Below are 18,381 nucleotides of genomic sequence, written 5' to 3'. Positions count from 1 at the left end.
CGCGTCGTTCAGTGGTTGCCCTCGCCCTGCTTGGCGCGCTGCCACAGCTGTTCCTGCTCGCCCAGCGTGCGTTTGCCAAATGCCGCGCCGTCGGCCGTGGCCAGCTGCTCCATCCGGCGGAAACGCCGTTCGAATTTCCCATTGGCATGCCGCAATGCCTGCGAGAAATCGACCCCGGCATGGCGCGCCAGGTTCACCATCACGAACAGCACGTCGCCGATCTCGTCCTGCAGGCGCGCCGGATCGGCGCCGTTGGCGAACTCCGCGCGTACCTCGTCCACTTCCTCGGCCAGCTTGGCCAGCACCGGCGCGGGATCGGGCCAGGTGAAACCGGTGGCCGCGGCACGCTGCTGCAGCTTCTGCGCGCGCTTCCATTCCGGCAGGCCGCTGGAGATGCCCGCCAATGCGCTGGCGTCGGCCGGCTCGCCCTTGTCCGCGCGCTCGGCCGTCTTGATCGCCTCCCATGCCTGCATCTGCGCCGCCAGGTCGGCGTAGCGCACGTCGCCGAACACGTGCGGGTGGCGGCGCAGCATCTTCGCGCTGATCGCGTGGGCGACGTCGGCGAAATCGAACAGGCCCCGTTCGGAGGCCATCTGCGCGTGGAACACCACCTGCAGCAGCAGGTCGCCGAGCTCGTCGCGCAGGTCGGGCCAGTCGCGGCGGTCGATCGCGTCGGCCACCTCGTAGGCTTCCTCGATGGTGTAGGCCGCGATCGAGGCGAAATCCTGCTGCACGTCCCACGGGCAGCCGCGCTCGGGATCGCGCAGGCGCGCCATGATGGCGAGCAAGTCGTCGAGGCTGTGCCGGGGCGAGTCGCTCATGGCGCCAGCAACCGCGCGGTCCAGTCGATCGTGGTGTCGCCGACCGCGACGAACTCGGGGTTCAGCAGCGACTCGCCGCGGTTGTAGCGGAACGGCTGGCCGGCCAGGTCGAGCACCGCGCCGCCGGCCTCCTCCAGCACGCATTGCGCGGCGGCGGTGTCCCATTCGCTGGTGAGGCCCAGGCGCAGGTAGAGGTCCGCCGCGCCACGCGCGATCAGGCAGAACTTCAGCGACGAGCCCAGCGGTATCAGCTGGTAGTCGTCGCCGACCAGTTGCTGCAGCACGTCGCCCTGCACGCCGCCGTGCGAACGGCTGCCGGCCACCAGCGCCGGTTGCCCCAGCGGGCGGCTGCGGATGCGCTGCCACGGTGCCTCGGCCTGCGTCTGCAGCCAAGCACCCTGCCCCTGCGCGGCGACATACAGCTCGCCGCTGACCGGCGCCAGCACCACGCCCAGCGCGCTGCGGTGGTCATCGATCAGCGCGATGTTGACGGTGAACTCGCCGTTGCGCTTGATGAACTCGCGGGTGCCGTCGAGCGGATCGACCAGCCAGTAGCGCGGCCAGTGCCGGCGCTCGGACCACGGCAAGGCCTTCGCTTCTTCCGACAGCACCGGCAGCACCGGTTCGAGCGCCGCCAGACCGGCCATGATGACCTGCTGGGCGGCCAGGTCGGCAGCGGTCAGCGGCGAGGCATCGGCCTTGGTCTGCACCGCGAAGTCGCCGTGGTAGACGTCGAGAATCGCCGCGCCGGCGGCACGGGCGATCGCACCGACCTGTCGGGCCAGCTCGGGCGGCATGGTTCCGGGCGGCATGCTCATGTGCGCAAGAAGCGCCCGGCGAGATACTCGCGGGCCATGAACAGCGCGGCAATCGAACGCCCTTCGGTGACATCGTCGCGGCCAAGCAGGGTATGCAGTTCGGACATCTTCCACGGCACCACTTCGAGTTCTTCCGGCTCGTCGCCGACCAGCTTCTCGGGGTACAGATCCTGCGCCAGCACCACGTGCGCCATGTGCGTCATGTACGACGGCGACAGCGACAGGTTGTGCAGGATCTTGAGCTTGTGTGCGCCGTAGCCGATCTCTTCCTTCATCTCGCGCTCGGCGCCCTGCTCGGCGGTCTCGTCCTGGTCCAGCCGGCCCTTGGGCAGACCCAGCTCGTAGCGGCCGACGCCACCGCCGTACTCGCGCACCAGCAGCACGGTGTCGTCGTCCAGCATCGGCACGATGATCACCGCGCCCAGGCCGCTGCCTTTCAGGCGTTCGTAGGTGCGGCGCGCACCGTTGGAGAATTCCAGGTCGAGTTGCTCGACGTGCAGGAAGTGGCTGTCGCTGACGTCGCGCGTGGCGTGGATGATCGGTAGTTTGCGCATCCGGCGATTCTAACCTCTGCCGTTCAGCGCCGCAGGCGCTGCAGGGCCTGTGCATGGATCGCCGGCGTGCCGGCCAGTACGCTGGTCGTGTCCAGCGTCGGCGGCGCGCCGTCCAGGTCGGTGAACACGCCGCCGGCCTCGCGCACGATCACCGCCAGCGCAGCGATGTCGAGGATGTTCACGTCCGACTCGATCACCAGGTCCAGGCTGCCGCGCGCCAGCAGGTGGTAGTGGCAGAAATCGCCGTAGCCGCGGATCCGGTTGCTGTCGCGGATCAGCGCGCCCAATGCGTCCCAGCGGCTGTCACCGGTGAGCGTCTTGACGTTGCCGGTGGAGATCGAGGCTTGCGCCAGGCGCGCCGTGTCCGCCACGCGCACGCGCTCGCCCTCGAACCAGGCGCCATTGCCGGCGCTGGCCCACATCGTCTCGCCGTAGACCGGCGCGCTGGACACGCCGAGCACCAGCTCGTCGCCGTCCATCAGCGCGATCTGGGTGGAGAAGAACGGCGTGCGGCGCACGAAGCTCTTGGTGCCGTCGAGCGGATCGACCAGCCACAGCAGGCCGCCGCGTTCGCCGTCCAGGCCATACTCCTCGCCGTAGATCGACGCCTGCGGCAGCGCCATCTGGAGAACCCGCCGGATCGCCTGCTCGGCCTCACGGTCGGCGATCGTCACCGGCGTGGCGTCGGACTTCAGTTCCACCTCGACGCCGCGCCGCCAGTAGTGTTCGATCACCTCGGCGGCAGCGGCGGCGGCCTCGCGTGCGGCCGTCAGGGCCGTGGCGGCGATATCCGGATTCATGCTCGTCTCGCGTCCTTCAGTTCGTGGATGGGGCCGGCGCGCTGCCGGCCAGTCCGCCGCGGCGCTGGAGGCGCACGCTGCCGTCGGCCGCCGGCGGACCCAGCCTGGCCAGCCAGCGGCGCAGGGCCGGGTCAGTCTGTCGGGCGCGCAGCGTCGCGTCCAGTCGCCAGCCGAGCGGGCTCAGCTGCAGCTTGCCGTCGGCATGCAGCGGGCCGCGGCCGTCGTCGTGCAGTTGCGCGCGGATCACCCCGCCCTGCGCGCTCGCCTGTGCCTGCAGCATGCCCAGCGCCACGTCGCCGTCCTGCGTCGTGTGCATGAGTGCCTGCGGCCATTGCGCCTGCGCCTGCAGTTGCATGGGCCAGCCGCCCTGCAGCAGGGCGTGGCCGATCGCCACTTGCAGTTCGCCGCGCGGCTGCCCCCATGGCGGCATCGCGGCATGGGTCCATGCCGCGAGCTCCGCACGCACGCTCGCGTCGCTCACCTCGACCTGGCCGTCCGGCAGCCGCCGCACTCCGCCGGAAAACGCGAGTCGAGGCCCTTCGAACTGCAACTGCAGCCGCACCTGGCCGAGCAGGGCCCGACGCGACAATCGCCACTGCAGTCGCCCCAGCGCCTGTCCGTCGGCGGCCACCACCTCGTCGGCCCGGCCATGCCACAACGTGCCCTGCACCTGCTGCAGCTGCAGTCCGTGCAGTTGCGGCTCGATCCATGGCATCGCCCAGCGTGCCGGCAGGAACCACAGCAGCACGGCGGCGGCCAGCGCCAGCACACCGAGGCCGATCAGGCATTTACGCAGTGGCTTCAAGCATCGATTCCCGGGATGAGCGATGTGCGGGCTTGAGCGCCCGTCGTGCAGCGTCGATGATAGCCGGATGAACAACTCCGCAAGCGGCAACGCCGCGCTCGCCGCGCGCGACCTGCGACACGTCTGGCACCCCTGCACGCAGATGCACGACCACGAGAGCGTGCCGATGGTGCCGATCGTGCGCGGCGAAGGCGCCTGGCTGATCGACGCCGACGGCCGGCGCTACCTGGACGGCATCAGTTCGTGGTGGACCAACCTGTTCGGCCACGCCAACCCGCGCCTCGCCGCCGCGCTCGCCGAGCAGGCGCGCACGCTGGAACACGTGATCTTCGCCGGCTTCACCCACGAACCGGCGATCGAACTGGCCGAGGAACTGGTGCGGATCACGCCGCCCGGGCTGGATCGCGTGTTCTACGCCGACAACGGCTCGGCGGCGATCGAGGTGGCGCTGAAGATGAGCTTCCACTACTGGCTCAACCAGGGCCATGGCGAGAAGACCCGCTTCATCGCGCTGACCGGCAGCTATCACGGCGAGACACTGGGCGCGCTGTCGGTGAGCGACGTGGCGCTGTATCGCAAGACCTACGCACCGCTGCTGCTGACGCCGTTCCTGGCGCCGTCGCCGGATGCGTACGAAGGCGAACCCGGCGAGTCACCGGAACAGACGGCCAAACGCCGCCTCGGCGAACTGCGCACGCTGCTGGAACGGCACGCACACGAAACCTGTGCGGTGATCGTCGAGCCGCTGGTGCAATGCGCCGGCGGCATGCGCATGTATCACCCCGGTTACCTCAGCGGCCTGCGTGCGCTGTGCGACGAGTTCGCGGTGCACTTCATCGCCGACGAGATCGCGGTGGGCTTCGGCCGCACCGGCACGCTGTTTGCCTGCGAACAGGCGGCGGTGACGCCGGATTTCATGTGCCTGTCGAAGGGGCTCACTGGCGGCACCCTGCCGCTGTCGGCGGTGCTTACCCGCGACGTGGTCTACCAGGCGTTCTACGCCGAGTACAACGCCGGCAAGGCGTTCCTGCATTCGCACAGCTACACCGGCAACCCGCTGGCCTGCCGGGTCGCGCTGGAGACGCTGGCGATCTTCCGCGACGAGCCGGTGCTGGAACGCAACCGCCAGCTGGCCGTCCACCTGGCCCGCCGGCTGCAGCCGCTGCGCGCGCATCCGCACGTTGCCGACGTGCGCCAGACCGGCCTGATCGCGGCGATCGAGCTGGTTGCCGACAAGGCCAGCCGGCGACCGTACCCTGCCGCTGAACGGCGCGGCCTGCGCGTCTACCTGCACGGCCTGCAGCACGGCGCGCTGCTGCGCCCGCTGGGCAACGTGGTGTATTTCATGCCGCCCTACGTGGTCAGCGAAGCCGAGATCGACCAGTTGGTCGACACCGCGATCGCCGGGATCGAGCGCGCCGTCGCGGACTGAACCCGGCGCGGCTCAGTGCCCGTGGACCGTGATGCGGGGGTCGAGCTTCTGCAGCGCCCGGCCCAGTTCGGGCTCGCCCGTGCGCTGCAGGTCCTGCTGGCTGTAGCTGCGTCCGTTCACCGGCAGGCACTGTCCCTTCTTCGCCGGAATATGGCTGCCGGTCTCGCGGATGCAGTTGTGGTCGTCCGCTCGGGCGGCCCGTTGCTGGCCGGATGATGCGGCGGAGGGCGGTGAATTCGGCGAATCCTGTGCCAGCAGCATGGTGCTTGCGCCGCTGCCTGCCAGCAGCATGGCGGAAACGAAAACGAACCTGGACATGGAGCCTCCGGCTCGCAGATACGGATGCGGCGAGCGCGCATGGGGAGTGCGATCCATGTTGATACGACGCGGCAACAGGGGCAAGCGGCGGCGCCCGGCGGTCTCACGCCCGTTCATCCGCGGGCATGGCAGGCGTGAGCCGCGCTATGCTGGGCGGCCGTCCAGACCCAACCCGCTCCGATGCGCACGATCCGTATCCACGTCGACCAGCCGCTCGTCGTCTGCGCCGAACCGAACCTGCCGCCACAAGCCGCCGAACACGTGGGGCGCGTGCTGCGCATGAACCCCGGCGACCCGCTCACCCTGTTCAACGGTGACGGCCACGACTACGCCGCGGTCATCCTCACGGTGGGCAAGCGCGAGGTGGCCGTCAGGGTCGAGTCCAAGCAGGCCTTGCGGAACGAGTCGCCACTGCCGCTGACCCTGGCCCAGGGCGTCGCCCGCGGCGAGAAGATGGACCTGATCGTGCAGAAGGCGACCGAGCTGGGGGTGGCGCGCATCGTGCCGCTGCTGACCGAACGCTCGGAAGTGAGGCTGGACGCGGCCCGCGCGGAAAAACGGCTGGCGCACTGGCGCGCGGTGGTGGCCAGCGCCTGCGAGCAGAGCGGCCGCGCACGCCTGCCCGAGGTCACCCCGGCGCTGCCGCTGGCGGCGTGGCTGGGCAGTCTGGCCGACGACGGCACGCTGCGCCTGGCCCTGCTGCCGGAAGCCGACCGCTCGCCGCGCCAGCTGCAATTCGGCCCGGCCGGCGGCCTGCTGGTGGTCGGCCCGGAGGGTGGCCTGGGCGAACGCGATGTCGACGCACTCAGCGCCGCCGGTTTCGAGGGCCTGCGGCTGGGGCCGCGCATCCTGCGCACCGAGACGGCGGGGCTGGCCGCGCTGGCGGCGCTGCAGGCGCTGCACGGCGACGGTTAGACGCGCCGCCCGGCGGGGTTTCAGTCTTCCGAATCGAACGAACTGGACGATGCCGCCGATGCCGCCGGCTCGGCGGCATCGAGCAGTTCCAGCAGGGTGGCCTCGATCCATTCCAGGTCGGGGATCATCGCCACATCGTCGCGTACCAGCACGTGCGCGCGCACGCCCGGCGGCAGCGGCTTGCCGTCGTGGGTGGGAATGATCAGCTCCGCGTTCAACGTGGTCAGGCGCGGGAAACCCTGGGTCAGCACGGCGATGAACGGCAGTTTCGGATGGCCGCCGAGCGCCTTCAGCACGGCCACGCGCACGCTCAGCTCGGCGTCGCCTTCCTCGGTACCGGCCAGTTCGGTGAACGACACCAGCGGCACGCGCCAGCCGCGCCAGGCGATCCGGCCGAGCAGCCAGGCAGGCGCACCGGCCACCGGCTCGGGCGTGCTCTGGGTGATCACCTCGGCGATGGTGGCGTTGGGCAGCAACAGGCGCAGGTTGCCTACCGGCACCAGGACGCAGCGGATTTCACGCGGCAGCGGATCACTCATGGAAACACCTCGATCAGGTGCGCCGCCAGCTCGGACGGCGTACCGGAGAAACTGACCAGTCGTTCGGCAAAGATGCCGCTGACCATGTCGGCGAAATGCTCGCCGGATGACGACTCCACCCAGACCTGCCCGCCGCGATCGTGGACCGCCTGCGCGCCGGCCACGGCGTCGTTGCCGCGCCCGGCGAACACGATGGCCAGCGCGTCGCGGCCGAACGCATTCGCGGCCATGGTCAGGCTGGCGTCGATCGACGGCTCCGGCGGCGCATCGGCGTCGTTCGCCTGCAGGTCGATGTTGCCGTCACGGCGCAACCGCACCTGCTGCCCGGCCGGCACCAAGAGCACCTCGCCGGGCTTGGCGCGACCGGACTTGGCCAGTCGCACCGGCAGCGCACAGTTCGCGGAAAACTCCGCCACCAGCGACGCATCCGACTGCCGGCCCAGATGCTGGGTGAGCAGGAAGGTCTGCCGGGTCGACGCCGGCAGCGCGGCCAGAAAGGTGCATACCGCGTCGATGCCGTCGGTGGCGGCGCCGAGCAGCACCACCTTGCTCAATGCGCCACTGAGGTCGTCCAGCACCATCTCGTGTTCATGTTCGTGCTCGTGCACGTACGCCTGCGGCGCGATGGCTTCCTCCATCGACACCAGTTCGAGGCTCATGCGCGGCTGGACGTCGGCGGCGACCGCCTCGACATCGGGCGCAAGAAAGTCGGCAGCGCTCAGCTTCTGGATCCCGAACACCTGGGCATCAAGCCTTTCCGGAGTCTCCGGCGCGGCATCGTCGTCGACCAGCGCCCAGCCCTCCGGAGCGTCCACCGGCGCTGCGCCGACGGCCGCTGCCGGCGCTGCCGCCGAAGCCGGCGCGATGGCGACCGCGGCGTCGGTCAGCGACGACAATGGCGAAGGGTCCGCCTGGAACGCCGCCGGCGGCGCACCGAAGTTCCCGTCATGCAGGGACGGCGGCTCCTCGTCGTCGACGAAACGCAGGCCCGGACCAGCTGACACGTCGTCATCGGCCGGCAGTTCACCGGAGGCCAGCAGCGCTTCCAGCTCCGCCGCCAGACTTTCCGATTCCGCCGCCGCGATCTGCCCGCGCTGACCGTCGGGGTCCTCATGCGCCGGAAAAGCGGATTCCGTGCCGGGATCGGCTGCCGTGCCGGGATCGGCCGCCATGACGGGTTCGACCGCCGCCGTTTGCGCCGGCGCCTCGACGCCGGGGGCGCCGCCCGGTCGCGGCGGGTCGATGTCGCCCTCCGCCAGTACCTTGACCGCCAGGTGACGCGCCCAGCGGGCACGATCCCAGCCGACCAGCGCGCGGCTGGCTTGCGCGTCGTTGAAGACCACTCGCGGGCGATCGGCGTCGATCACCTCGTAGAGGCGATCGAGTGCGTCGTCCGCGCTGTCGTCCAGGTTGACCACCAGCACGTCGACGCCGACCTGCTGCAGCAACTCGCGACTGAGGCTGGCGACGCCGCCTTCGTGCACGATCCGGGCGCCGCGCTCGTGCAGCGCCTCGCGCAACTGGCTGCCCAGTTCGGTGTCGTCGAACAGCAGGGCCACCGCAGGAGCCGTGTCAGTCATGAACCGGCTCCACTGCACGCTGTTCCAGCACCTCCCCGATCTGCACCAGCAACTCGGCCTCCTGGTACGGTTTGCCGAGATAGCGGTCCACCCCGATGTCGAACGCACGCTGGCGGTGTTTGTCGCCGCTGCGCGAGGTGATCATGATGATCGGCACCTCGCGCAACCGCGGATCGGCCTTCATGTGGGTCGCCAGCTCGTAACCGTCCATGCGCGGCATCTCGATGTCCAGCAGCATCAGGTCCGGCACGCGCTCGTGCAGTTTCTCCAGTGCATCGACGCCGTCCTTCGCCGTGCTGACCTCGTACTCGTGACGCTCCAGCACGCGGCTGGTGACCTTGCGCATGGTGATCGAGTCGTCCACCACCATCACCAGCGGCTTCGTCGCCACTTCCTCGACCACCGGCGCCTGGACCGCGCTGAGGCCTTCGGCCAGGCGCTGTTCGCGCCGGATCATGCCGTGGCGAACCAGCGGCGCCAGGTCGAGAATGATCAGCACCGAACCATCGCCCATGATGGTCGCGCCGAGCAGGCCCGGCACCGAGCTGATCTGCGGGCCGACCGACTTGACCACGATCTCGCGCGAACCGAGCACCGCGTCGATGCGGATCGCCGCACGCAGGTCGCCGGCGCGGGTCAGCAGCAGCGGCTGCTGCTCGTCCTCGGTCGGCAGGCCCGGCGGCAGGCCCAGCAATTCGGCCAGGTCGTGGATGCCGTACGCCTCGTTGCCGTACTGGAACGAGGGTTCGTCCTCGGCCATCAGCGCGGTCAGATCGTCCGGATTGACCCGCGCCACGCCCTGCACCGAGGTCATCGGGATCGCGAACGTGGCCTCGCCGATGCGCACCAGGATGGCCTGGGTCACCGCGAGGGTGAACGGCAGGCGCAGGACGAAGGTGGTCCCCTTGCCTTCTTCGGACTCGATCGACAGCGAACCGCCTAGCTGCTTGATCTCGTTCGCCACCACGTCCATGCCGACGCCGCGACCGGCCAGCTGGGTCACCTGGCTGGCGGTGGAGAAGCCGGTCTGCGTGATCAGCGAGAGCAGCTGGTTGTCGGTCGGCCGGGTCTCGGCGCGCAGCAGGCCGCGTTCGACGCCGCGCTTGCGGATCGCCTCGCGGTTCAGGCCGCGACCGTCGTCGCTGACCCGGATCACCACTTCGGTGGCCTCGCGCGCGACCGTGATGTTCACCGCGCCCTCGACCGGCTTGCCGGCCTTGCGCCGTTCGGCCGGGGTCTCGATACCGTGCGCGATCGCGTTGCGCAGCATGTGCTCGAACGGCGCCTTGATGCGGTCGAGCAGGTTGCGGTCCATTTCGCCGTGGGCGCCGTCCACGTGGAGCTGGGCGTGCTTGCCCTGCTCCTGCGCGGCCTGGCGCAGCGTGCGGCGCAGGTTCGGCACCATCGTGTCGAACGGCAGCATGCGCGTGCGCAGCAGGCCGTCCTGCAGTTCGGTACTGACCCGCGACTGCTGGATCAGCAGGGTCTCGGCCTGGCGGGTCAGTTCGTCCAGCATGTTCTGGATCGACACCAGATCGGATACCGACTCGGCCAGTGCACGCGAGTATTGCTGCAGCTGCGAGTAGCGGTCGAGCTCGAGCGGATCGAACGCCGCCATGCCCGCCTCGCGATGCTCGCGCTGGAAGCGCGCGATGATCTGCGCCTCGGTCTCGATTTCCAGCATGCGCAGCTGACTGCGCAGGCGCGCCACGGTCTGTTCCAGTTCGACCAGGTTGAAGCGGTAGCCGGCGACCTGCTGTTCCAGCCGCGAACGGTAGATCGCCACTTCGCCGGCATGGCTCACCAGATTGTCGAGCAGGTCGGCGCGAACGCGGATCTGCTCCTGCGAGGAGCGCACTTCCTCCTCCGTCTCCGGCATCAGTTCGGGCAGCCCGAGCTCACCTGCCGCGGGAACCGCCGGCGACGGCGCGGCCGCAACCGGCGCCGGCATCGCGGCCGCCATCGGCACCAGGTCGTCGGCCAGCGTCGTTTCGCCGGCCAGCGCCAGCAGCTGGTCGATCATCGCCCGCGGGTAATCAATCGCCCGATCCTGTGCCACCTGCTGCACCAGGGCGTGCAACTGGTCGAAGCTGGCCTCCAGCGCGGCGATCAGCGACCCGGTCTTCGACGTATCGCGGATCGGCTTCTCCAGCAGGGTCTCGATCGCGTGGCTGAGATCGCCCATCGCAGCCAGGCCGGCAATGCGCGCACCGCCCTTCAGGGTATGCAGGTCGCGCTGCAGCTCCGGCACGTGCGCCAGTTCGGCCGGCTCGGCATGCCACTGGGCCAGCACGTCGTCGGCGTGGTCGAGGATCTCGCGTGCCTCGTCGATGAAGACTTCCAGCAGGTCGGCGTCGATCTGGCCGGAACCGGCCAGGGCATACGTGGGCTCCGGCGGCGTCGCGGCATCCGCTTCCTCCGTCGCACGGCTCGCCGCGGCCTGCTCGGCGGCCAGCTTCTCCGCTGCGGCTTGTGCCGCCACGGCCTGCTCGGCGGCCAGTTTCTCCGCTGCGACCTGCGCCGCCGCGGCCTGCTCGGCAGCCAGTTTCTCCGCTGCGACCTGTGCCGCCGCGGCCTGCTCGGCGGCCAGCTTCTCCGCTGCGACCTGCGCCGCCGCGGCCTGCTCGGCCGCCAGTTTCTCCGCTGCGACCTGCGCCGCCGCGGCCTGCTCGGCCGCCAGCTTTTCGGCGACGGTCTGCTCGGGCTCAAAGGCGCCCAGTGCCGCCACCAGTTCGGCAGTCAGCTCGGCGTGGCGCGCATCATCCGGATGGATGTCCGACATTTCGTCGGTGTCGGCTGGCACGTCGGCGGATGCCGTTTCGTTCCGTGCCGCCGCGACCTCGGCCATGCCGGCTTCCAGCGAGTCGGCCATGATCGCCTGCTCGGCGTCGACGTTGTCCATCGTGTCGGTGGTTTCTGCCGACTCGGCCTCTTCGGCCTGCGGCTCGAACACGACGTGCGCCACCTTCGATTCGGGATAGCGGTCGCGCATGCGGGTGATCTGCGCGGTGAGCGCATCGGCGTCCGGCAGCTGCGGCTCGACCGCGTCGAACTGGCCCATCACGTGGTCGACCGCGTCGACCGCCTGGCCCAGCAGGCGCAGGCCCTCGGAGGACAGCGGCAGGTTGGCGGCGCGCAGACGCTTGAACAGGCCTTCCAGCGGCGACAGCAGCTGCGTCAGCAGCGGGATGTCGACCATCGCGATCGCCCCATGCAGCGTGTGCACGGCGCGCAGCAGTTCCTCGCCGATCGGCAACTCGTCGTCGCTGCGCTGGATCGCGGCGCGAATGGTCTGCAGGTACTGCGCCACTTCACTGCGCAGGATCTCCAGCAGCACCGGATCCACCGGCGGCATCACCGGCATCGCCATGGCCTGCACGGACTCGGCCGGCTCCGGCGTGACGGATGCGGCACTCGCGTCGGTCAGACCTGCCGTGGGTATGGCCTCGGCCGCCGTGTCGATCCGCGGCACGCGCCGGCGCACCACGCGGCGCACCGTCTCCATCGCCCGCGGTGCGTGATCCTCCACCCGCGCGGGGTTGCCCGCCGCGAGCTGTTCGGCGGTATGCATGATCGCGCCGAGCGGTGCACCCGGTGCGCCCTCGCCCTTGAGCGCGGCCAGCAATTGCGGCAGCGCATCGATCGCATGCCGCACCAGCGCCTGCGCGTTGTCGTCCGGCTGGATGGTGTTGTCCAGCACGCGATTGAGCATGTCCTCCACTTTCCACGCGAACTCGCCCAGCACGCCGGCACCGACCAACCGGCCCGAGCCCTTCAGCGTGTGGAACGAACGGCGGATGCCGACCAGCGACGAAATCTGCGCGGGATCGGCCAGCCAGAGTTTCTCGGCGCTGCGCAGGTTGTCGATTTCCTCCTGCATCTCCTCCAGGAAAATCTCGCGGATGTCGTCGTCGATGCCCTCGGCATTGACGTTGAAGCTGGTGTTCGCCGCCAGCGCGTCGCGCACCGGCACCTGCTCGACCACCTCCTCCTCGATCTCGATCCAGTCCTCGCCCGACGCGTCGGCCGCGGAGTGATCCAGGGCGGTCGGCGCGGTGGTTTCGGTCTGCGCCAGGCGCAGCCCGTCCAGGTCGTGGGTGGGTGCGGCGGGGGTATGGCTGTCGCCGACGAAGAGCTGCCCCAGGTCCTCGCCCGGCAGCAGGCTGACGGACTCGGACAGTTCGGGGTGTTGCTCGCCCGCAGCGGCGGATTCGACCGGCGCTGCCTCGGGTGCCGTCGGCGCGGCAGACGCCGCGCGTGCCGACGGCAGTGGCCAATAGCCGAGCAGGCCGAGGCTGTGCTCGGCCACGTCGAGTATGTGTTCCAGTCCGCCGCGATGCTCGCGCGCCGCCTCCAGGTAGTACTCCAGCGCCGCCAGCGCATCGGCCAGCTGGTCCATCTGTGCGCCGCTCGGTACGCGCCGGTCATCCAGCAATTCGTTGCCGATGAAACGGCCCACGCCCTGGGCCAGCTCGGCCGGGCGCGGCGACGACAGCATGTGCATGGCGCCGGCGACTTCTTCCATCAGCGCCGGTGCGCCGGCCAGGCGATCATGCTCCCAGCCGGATTCGACGAACGCGACGATCGCGTCCTTGACCCTGCCGGTGTTGGCGATCGCCTCCTGCATCAGCGTGGTGACCACACCCAGCGCTTCGCTGCGCGGCAGGCCGGGCATGGCGTCGTTCGTGCCTGCTTCTTCCTCGGAACCGAGGCTTTCGATGTGGTCGTCCAGCGACGCCTCGACGTACAGCAGCGCGCCGGCCACGTCGAGCAGGGTCTCCTCGTCGGCCGCGCGCATGCGGTTGGCGATCTCGTCGAGCACCCGGCGCTGTTCGGTGACTACCCGGCGCGGCACCGCCAGCGCCAGCATGCCCAGCGTGTCGCCGACGCGCTCGAGCACTTCGCCCTGCGCGGCCAGCTGCGCCGGATCGCCGTTCTGCTGGCGCAGGAACAGGTCCAGCGCCTCCTTGACGCGCAGCAGGTCGTCCTTCAGCGCGCGCGACACCGAATCGAGCAGTGCGCGGTTGTGCCCGGCCATCGAGCCGCGCGCGTGTTCCAGTTCACCGGCATCGGGCAGCAGGCCGTCCAGCGCGTACGTGCCGCGCAACAGCTCCATCTGCGGGCTGCGTTGCTTGGCCTGGGCCACGATGTAGAGCAGCTTGCAGGCCACGTCGTCCGCTTCGCCGCCGCGCAGGCTGTCCTCGCCCTGCTCGATCAGCAGGCGGATGTGGCGGTCGACCTTGCCGATCAGCTGGCGGATTTCGCCGGCCTGTCCCTTCAGCGCGCCCTGCTCCAGGCCTTCCAGCACGCCGGCGGCGATCCACCACAGGCGCCGGCCATGCACGTGATGGCAGCGCGCGGTGATCGCCAGCAGGGTCTTGCGCATGTTGACCAGCTGCTGCGCGGCGTTCTGCCCGCGGAACCAGCCCAGCAACTGCTGCTGGAAGCGCAGGCGCAGGTCCACCAGTTCGCCGCGATGCGCCTCGGCGTAGGCTTCGCTCATCGCCGCGGGCGCCTGCTCCGGCAGGAACGCATCGAGGTTCGGGTGGAACATCGCCGATTCGGGCAGCGGCTCCTGCTCGCGGCTGGCACGCAGGTCGTTGAGCAACGGCAGCAGCACCACCGGCACGTCGCGGTGGCCGCTGGACAGCCGTTCCAGGTAGTCGGGCAGTTGCATCAGGCCGCGCATCAGCGCGGCGTAGGCTTCCTCGCGATAGGTGACGTGATCCCCCAGCAGGGCGATGGCGAGCGCCTCCATCTCTGCCGTCACCATCGCCGCGCCGTACAGCTCGACCATCCGCAAGGTGCCCTGCACCTGGTGCAGGTGATCCGCGCAGGTGCGCATGTAGTCGCGCTTGCCCGGGTTGTCGACGTACGACTCCAGCGCCTCGCGGGCGATCGACAAGGTGTCGTCGAGCTCCGGCTTGACCCACTGCAGCGTGGTGAAATCGATGTGGTCTTGAAGTCTCATGCGCCTCTCTCAACGGTTGCACAACGCAAGCATCCTGCAACCACCGAGACTGCCCCCTGTCTTGTGCTTTGCTCAATCGGGCCGGCAACCGGCCCGGCCGATGTCAACCCGGCAGCTTGAAGTGCGCCACCGATCGCCGCAGGTCGCTCGCCAGTTGGGCCAGCGTACCGATCGAGTCGGCGGTCTGGCTCGCGCCCTGCGAGGTCTGCGAAGTGATCTCCTGAATTGCGTTCATTGATACCGAGATATCGGTTGCCGCCGCGGACTGCTCGCGCGCCGCGGTGGAGATGTTCTGAATCAGCGCGGACAGGTCGTGCGACACGCGCTCGATGTCGCCCAGCGCGCTGCCGGCATCCTCGGCCAGGCGCGCACCGGCGACCACTTCGGCGGTGGTCTGCTCCATCGAGTTCACCGCTTCGTTGGTATCGGACTGAATGGTCTGCACCAGCGTCTCGATGCGCTTGGTCGCGCTGGTCGAGCGCTCCGCCAGTCGCTGCACTTCGTCCGCCACCACCGCGAAACCGCGGCCCGCCTCGCCGGCCGAGGCCGCCTGGATCGCCGCGTTCAAGGCCAGGATGTTGGTCTGCTCGGCGATGTCGTTGATCAGTTCCACGATCGAGCCGATCTCCTGCGAGGATTCGCCCAGGCGCTTGATGCGCTTGGAGGTTTCCTGGATCTGGTCGCGGATCGAGTCCATGCCGGAGATCGTCTCGCGCACCACTTCGGCGCCGTGGGAGGCGATCTTCACCGAGCGTTCGGCCACGTCGGCCGACTCGGCGGAATTCTTCGACACATCATCCATCGAGCTGGCGATCTGGTTGATCGCCGAGGTCGCGGTGCTGATCTGCTGCGCCTGCTGCTCGGCCGCGTTGGCCAGGTGGCGGGCGGTGGTCTGGGTTTCCTGCGCCGAGGACGACACCTGCTCGGAGGTCTCGTTGATGGTGGTCACCAGGGATCGCAGCTCGTCGATGGCGTAGTTCACCGAGTCGGCGATCGCGCCGGTGATGTCCTCCGACACCGTGGTCTTCACGGTCAGGTCGCCTTCGGCGAGCGAGCCCATCTCGTCCAGCAGGCGCATGATCGCCTCCTGGTTGCGCTGGTTCAGCTCGGTACTCTGGGCGAACCGGCGGCGCTGGTCGCGCACCAGGGTGATGACCAGCAGCAGGGCGAACGCCACCGCGGCGATCGCACCAAGCAGGCCCCACCACACGTTCGGGAACAGCCGGCGCAGCGGCAGCTTGCCGATCTGCTCGGACAGGTCGTTCGCGCGCAGCAGCACGGTCTGCGAATCCAGCGAGGCCTGGTTGCCCGCGCGCTTCACGTCGGCGATGTTGCCGGCGGCGGCGACCAGCTTGGCCACCGGGTCGGCCAGTTGGGCCCAGCTGGCGTCCATGTCGGTGAGGATCTTGCGCGCATTGGCGTCGTTGATCGGCCGCACGCCGCTGTCGGGGTTGCCCTCGATCAGGCCCTTCAGCACGCTGCCGTACAGCTGCGCGTCGCGCGACAGGCCATCGGCCGCCGACTGGGCACTGTCGCCGCCCTGCAGCACTTCCTGCACGCGGCGGATGATGCGGTCAGCGGACAGCATCTGGCGCGAGGTGCCCAGCATCTGTTCGGAACTGCCGTTGCGCTGCTGCAGGATGTTGACCACCTGCTCCATGCTCGAGTTGAGCAGTGGCATCTGCTGCGAAAGGGTACTTGCGCGCTGGCCGGAGTCGAGCACCACCGCCTTGTTGGAGAGGATCTTGCCGATGTCGGCATCGAGCTGCTTCCAGGAAGCGTCGAGCGCGCTCACCGCACGGCCGGCGGGCGTGGCGTTGTTGTCCGAATACGGCTGCATGCCGCTCTTGGGGTCGCCCTTGTCCAGTCGCTGCACGGCGGAGTCGATCGCGTTGCGGGTGGATTCGAGCTCCTTGAAGGAGTCGGTGTTGCCGTCTGCCGATTCCAGCGCGAACTTCGCCGTCTGCTGCGACAGCACCTGGATCTGCGTGGTCAGCGCGATCGCCTGGCGATCCTCGCCGTTCTTCTGGTTGAGCAGGAAAAAGTCCAGCGCCGCAAAACCGATCGCAATCAGCAGCAGGACAATGAGTGCGGTATAACCGCGTTCCCTGCTGACGCCCCCTGTAGTGCTCATGTTCACCTCATCCGTCTAACTGATTACGCTGCCGGCCCCGCGCAGTGGGTACCGGCCAGGGAATGCTTGTCCCACGTTTCCGGCCCACGCGGGCGCCGGCCCTTCATGTCACTGCGGCCCTGCCCCGATGTCAGGCCGCGGCCTGCCGGAAGTCCGGTGCGCGCACCAGCCGGTTCATGCTGAAAACGGCCAACTGCTGCTCGCCTACCCGGCTGTCGACGAAACGGGCCAGTCGCGGATCTTCCTCGCGCCCCGCCTCGCGCCGCTGCTCTTCGTCCACCGTGCGCTGACCGAACACCTCGTCCACCAGCAGCGCCACGTTGCCGCCGCCCTGGCGCACCACCAGCAGGCGGGTACGGTCGGTGTGCTGGGTGCGATCGCCGAACAGGAAGCGGCCGAAATCGATCACCGGCACCAGGTTGCCACGCACGTTGGCCACGCCCAGCAGCCACGGCTGGGTGCCGGGCACCGGGGTCAGCACCGGCACCGCCAGCAATTCGTTGATTTCGTCGATGCCGCTGACCAGCAGCCGCGAACCGACCCGGAAACCGATGCCGCGCCACAACCCGGGCGCTTCCAGCTTGTCCTGCGTATCCGACGCATGCGCCAGCGACAGTCGCTCGTAACGGGCCAGGATCTCGAACGGGGTGCGGTTGACGTACGGGTTCATTTCTCGCTCGGCAGCAATTCGTTGATGCACGCCAGCAGCTCTTTTTCGTTCACCGGCTTGGTGATGAACGCCCGGGCGCCCTGGCGCAGCCCCCAGACGCGGTCGGTCTCCATCGACTTGGTGGTGATCATCACGATCGGCACGTTCTGGGTCTTCGGGTCGCGCGTGAGCGTACGCGTGGCCTGGAAACCGTTCATGCCGGGCATGATCACGTCCATGATGACCAGGTTGGGCATGTCGGTGCGCACGCGCTCGATGCCCTCCTCGGCGCTGCTGACGGCAACGACCTGGTGCCCGGCCCGCTCAAGCAGCGTGGTGAACACGCGCACGTCGGTCGGCGAGTCGTCGATGATGAGAATGGTGGCCACTGGTCCCCCTCGGAATCTGCAGTCAGTGGCTCGATACCGTGCTGACGTGGCGATGGATGGCACCAAGCAGTTCGTCCCGCGTGAACGGCTTGGTCAGATACTGCTCGGCGCCGACGATGCGGCCGCGCGCCTTGTCGAACAGGCCGTCCTTGGAGGACAGCATGATCACCGGCGTGGCGCGAAACTGCGGATTGTTCTTGATCAGCGCGCAGGTCTGGTAGCCGTCCAGCCGCGGCATCATGATGTCGACGAAGATGATGGCGGGCTTCTGGTCGGAGATCTTGGCGAGTGCCTCGAAGCCGTCGACGGCGGTCAGCACCTCGCAACCCTCTTTTTTCAGCAGGGTTTCCGCCGTGCGGCGGATGGTCTTCGAGTCGTCGATCACCATGACCTTCAGACCGTCCAACTCGTTAGCGCTCATGTTCAAATTCACTCACTCCCCCTGCGGCCCGCCCGAGCTCAGGATAGTCAACAAGACATGCAACAGCCATGCCGGATGGTATGCATGTAAAAAAATGTCGAAAAGGCCAACAACAACCGCTCTAAGACGGTGAATCCAGTGACTTTGCTGTTTACTGCCTGCCCGCCAAGACTGTCAAGCAATAATCGCCGCGCCACCGGCTGCCGCTGCCGGGTGACCCATAGTGGCACCATCT

At 68.9% G+C, this 18,381-nt stretch carries 15 protein-coding genes; 2 read left to right on the top strand and 13 right to left on the bottom strand.

Translation table 11 applies throughout. The annotated features are described in order from the left end of the window. Positions 1 to 8: 8 nt before the first annotated feature. From mazG to R2APBS1_RS04245, 5 genes are read right to left on the bottom strand one after another with little or no spacing between them, the layout of a single operon-like run. Positions 9 to 821 carry a nucleoside triphosphate pyrophosphohydrolase gene (gene mazG / locus R2APBS1_RS04265; RefSeq protein WP_007507018.1) on the bottom strand — a complete coding sequence of 271 codons (813 nt, stop codon included), beginning with the start codon at positions 819 to 821 and terminating at the stop codon, positions 9 to 11. Beyond that, positions 818 to 1,639 (bottom strand): 3'(2'),5'-bisphosphate nucleotidase CysQ, encoded by an 822-nt coding sequence (gene cysQ / locus R2APBS1_RS04260; RefSeq protein WP_015447008.1) that lies wholly within the window; start codon positions 1,637 to 1,639, stop codon positions 818 to 820. Before cysQ ends, mazG begins: the two co-directional genes overlap by 4 nt. After that, on the bottom strand, positions 1,636 to 2,193 hold the full coding sequence (gene nudE / locus R2APBS1_RS04255) for an ADP compounds hydrolase NudE (protein ID WP_007507022.1): 558 nt from the start codon (positions 2,191 to 2,193) through the stop codon (positions 1,636 to 1,638). Before nudE ends, cysQ begins: the two co-directional genes overlap by 4 nt. Before the next feature lie 23 nt (positions 2,194 to 2,216). Next, positions 2,217 to 2,993: an inositol monophosphatase family protein gene (locus R2APBS1_RS04250; protein WP_007507024.1), complete on the bottom strand. Its 777-nt coding sequence runs from the start codon at positions 2,991 to 2,993 to the stop codon at positions 2,217 to 2,219. A 16-nt stretch (positions 2,994 to 3,009) separates the two neighbouring features. Continuing rightward, positions 3,010 to 3,798, bottom strand: coding sequence for a type II secretion system protein N (locus tag R2APBS1_RS04245; RefSeq protein ID WP_015447007.1), 789 nt, complete (start codon positions 3,796 to 3,798; stop codon positions 3,010 to 3,012). Between the two features lie 67 nt (positions 3,799 to 3,865). Here R2APBS1_RS04245 and R2APBS1_RS04240 point away from each other — a divergent pair, with 67 nt between their 5' ends. Then, positions 3,866 to 5,230 (top strand): adenosylmethionine--8-amino-7-oxononanoate transaminase, encoded by a 1,365-nt coding sequence (locus R2APBS1_RS04240; protein ID WP_027485858.1) that lies wholly within the window; start codon positions 3,866 to 3,868, stop codon positions 5,228 to 5,230. Positions 5,231 to 5,242: 12 nt separating this feature from the next. On the opposite strand, the gene R2APBS1_RS04235 is transcribed toward R2APBS1_RS04240, so the two are convergent. Then, positions 5,243 to 5,548: a hypothetical protein gene (locus R2APBS1_RS04235; protein ID WP_015447005.1), complete on the bottom strand. Its 306-nt coding sequence runs from the start codon at positions 5,546 to 5,548 to the stop codon at positions 5,243 to 5,245. Positions 5,549 to 5,728: 180 nt separating this feature from the next. Here R2APBS1_RS04235 and R2APBS1_RS04230 point away from each other — a divergent pair, with 180 nt between their 5' ends. Then, positions 5,729 to 6,463 carry a 16S rRNA (uracil(1498)-N(3))-methyltransferase gene (locus R2APBS1_RS04230; RefSeq protein WP_015447004.1) on the top strand — a complete coding sequence of 245 codons (735 nt, stop codon included), beginning with the start codon at positions 5,729 to 5,731 and terminating at the stop codon, positions 6,461 to 6,463. 20 nt (positions 6,464 to 6,483) lie between these two features. Here R2APBS1_RS04230 and R2APBS1_RS04225 read toward each other — a convergent pair whose 3' ends face one another. The 7 genes from R2APBS1_RS04225 to pilG all read right to left on the bottom strand — a co-directional run bounded on the left by R2APBS1_RS04225 (position 6,484) and on the right by pilG (position 18,146). Further along, a complete protein-coding gene (locus tag R2APBS1_RS04225; RefSeq protein ID WP_015447003.1) occupies positions 6,484 to 7,002 on the bottom strand; it encodes a chemotaxis protein CheW in 519 nt (172 codons plus the stop codon). After that, positions 6,999 to 8,582 (bottom strand): chemotaxis protein CheB, encoded by a 1,584-nt coding sequence (locus R2APBS1_RS04220; RefSeq protein ID WP_007507038.1) that lies wholly within the window; start codon positions 8,580 to 8,582, stop codon positions 6,999 to 7,001. Before R2APBS1_RS04220 ends, R2APBS1_RS04225 begins: the two co-directional genes overlap by 4 nt. Then, positions 8,575 to 14,553: an Hpt domain-containing protein gene (locus R2APBS1_RS04215; protein WP_015447002.1), complete on the bottom strand. Its 5,979-nt coding sequence runs from the start codon at positions 14,551 to 14,553 to the stop codon at positions 8,575 to 8,577. The genes R2APBS1_RS04220 and R2APBS1_RS04215 overlap by 8 nt, the downstream gene beginning before the upstream one ends. Before the next feature lie 103 nt (positions 14,554 to 14,656). Further along, a complete protein-coding gene (locus R2APBS1_RS04210; protein ID WP_007507043.1) occupies positions 14,657 to 16,687 on the bottom strand; it encodes a methyl-accepting chemotaxis protein in 2,031 nt (676 codons plus the stop codon). A 130-nt stretch (positions 16,688 to 16,817) separates the two neighbouring features. Next, entirely contained in the window at positions 16,818 to 17,357 is a 540-nt protein-coding gene (locus tag R2APBS1_RS04205) for a chemotaxis protein CheW (protein ID WP_007507045.1), read from the bottom strand. Then, the gene (locus tag R2APBS1_RS04200; RefSeq protein ID WP_007507047.1) at positions 17,354 to 17,725 is read right to left on the bottom strand and encodes a response regulator; all 372 of its coding nucleotides are present in this window, start codon (positions 17,723 to 17,725) and stop codon (positions 17,354 to 17,356) included. Before R2APBS1_RS04200 ends, R2APBS1_RS04205 begins: the two co-directional genes overlap by 4 nt. 22 nt (positions 17,726 to 17,747) lie before the next feature. Then, positions 17,748 to 18,146 carry a twitching motility response regulator PilG gene (gene pilG, locus R2APBS1_RS04195; RefSeq protein WP_007507049.1) on the bottom strand — a complete coding sequence of 133 codons (399 nt, stop codon included), beginning with the start codon at positions 18,144 to 18,146 and terminating at the stop codon, positions 17,748 to 17,750. Positions 18,147 to 18,381: the final 235 nt, after the last annotated feature.

This window comes from Rhodanobacter denitrificans (genome assembly GCF_000230695.2).
GTDB lineage: Bacteria > Pseudomonadota > Gammaproteobacteria > Xanthomonadales > Rhodanobacteraceae > Rhodanobacter > Rhodanobacter denitrificans.
Note: the sequence above shows the minus strand (reverse complement) of the source record. Positions and strands in the feature narration are given on the sequence as shown.

Coding starts and splice junctions, on each gene's coding strand:
- mazG (WP_007507018.1), bottom strand. CDS start 821: ATGAGCGACTCGCCCCGGCACAGCCTCGACGACTTGCTCGCCATCATG.
- cysQ (WP_015447008.1), bottom strand. CDS start 1,639: ATGAGCATGCCGCCCGGAACCATGCCGCCCGAGCTGGCCCGACAGGTC.
- nudE (WP_007507022.1), bottom strand. CDS start 2,193: ATGCGCAAACTACCGATCATCCACGCCACGCGCGACGTCAGCGACAGC.
- R2APBS1_RS04250 (WP_007507024.1), bottom strand. CDS start 2,993: ATGAATCCGGATATCGCCGCCACGGCCCTGACGGCCGCACGCGAGGCC.
- R2APBS1_RS04240 (WP_027485858.1), top strand. CDS start 3,866: ATGAACAACTCCGCAAGCGGCAACGCCGCGCTCGCCGCGCGCGACCTG.
- R2APBS1_RS04235 (WP_015447005.1), bottom strand. CDS start 5,548: ATGTCCAGGTTCGTTTTCGTTTCCGCCATGCTGCTGGCAGGCAGCGGC.
- R2APBS1_RS04230 (WP_015447004.1), top strand. CDS start 5,729: ATGCGCACGATCCGTATCCACGTCGACCAGCCGCTCGTCGTCTGCGCC.
- R2APBS1_RS04225 (WP_015447003.1), bottom strand. CDS start 7,002: ATGAGTGATCCGCTGCCGCGTGAAATCCGCTGCGTCCTGGTGCCGGTA.
- R2APBS1_RS04220 (WP_007507038.1), bottom strand. CDS start 8,582: ATGACTGACACGGCTCCTGCGGTGGCCCTGCTGTTCGACGACACCGAA.
- R2APBS1_RS04215 (WP_015447002.1), bottom strand. CDS start 14,553: ATGAGACTTCAAGACCACATCGATTTCACCACGCTGCAGTGGGTCAAG.
- R2APBS1_RS04210 (WP_007507043.1), bottom strand. CDS start 16,687: ATGAGCACTACAGGGGGCGTCAGCAGGGAACGCGGTTATACCGCACTC.
- R2APBS1_RS04205 (WP_007507045.1), bottom strand. CDS start 17,357: ATGAACCCGTACGTCAACCGCACCCCGTTCGAGATCCTGGCCCGTTAC.
- pilG (WP_007507049.1), bottom strand. CDS start 18,146: ATGAGCGCTAACGAGTTGGACGGTCTGAAGGTCATGGTGATCGACGAC.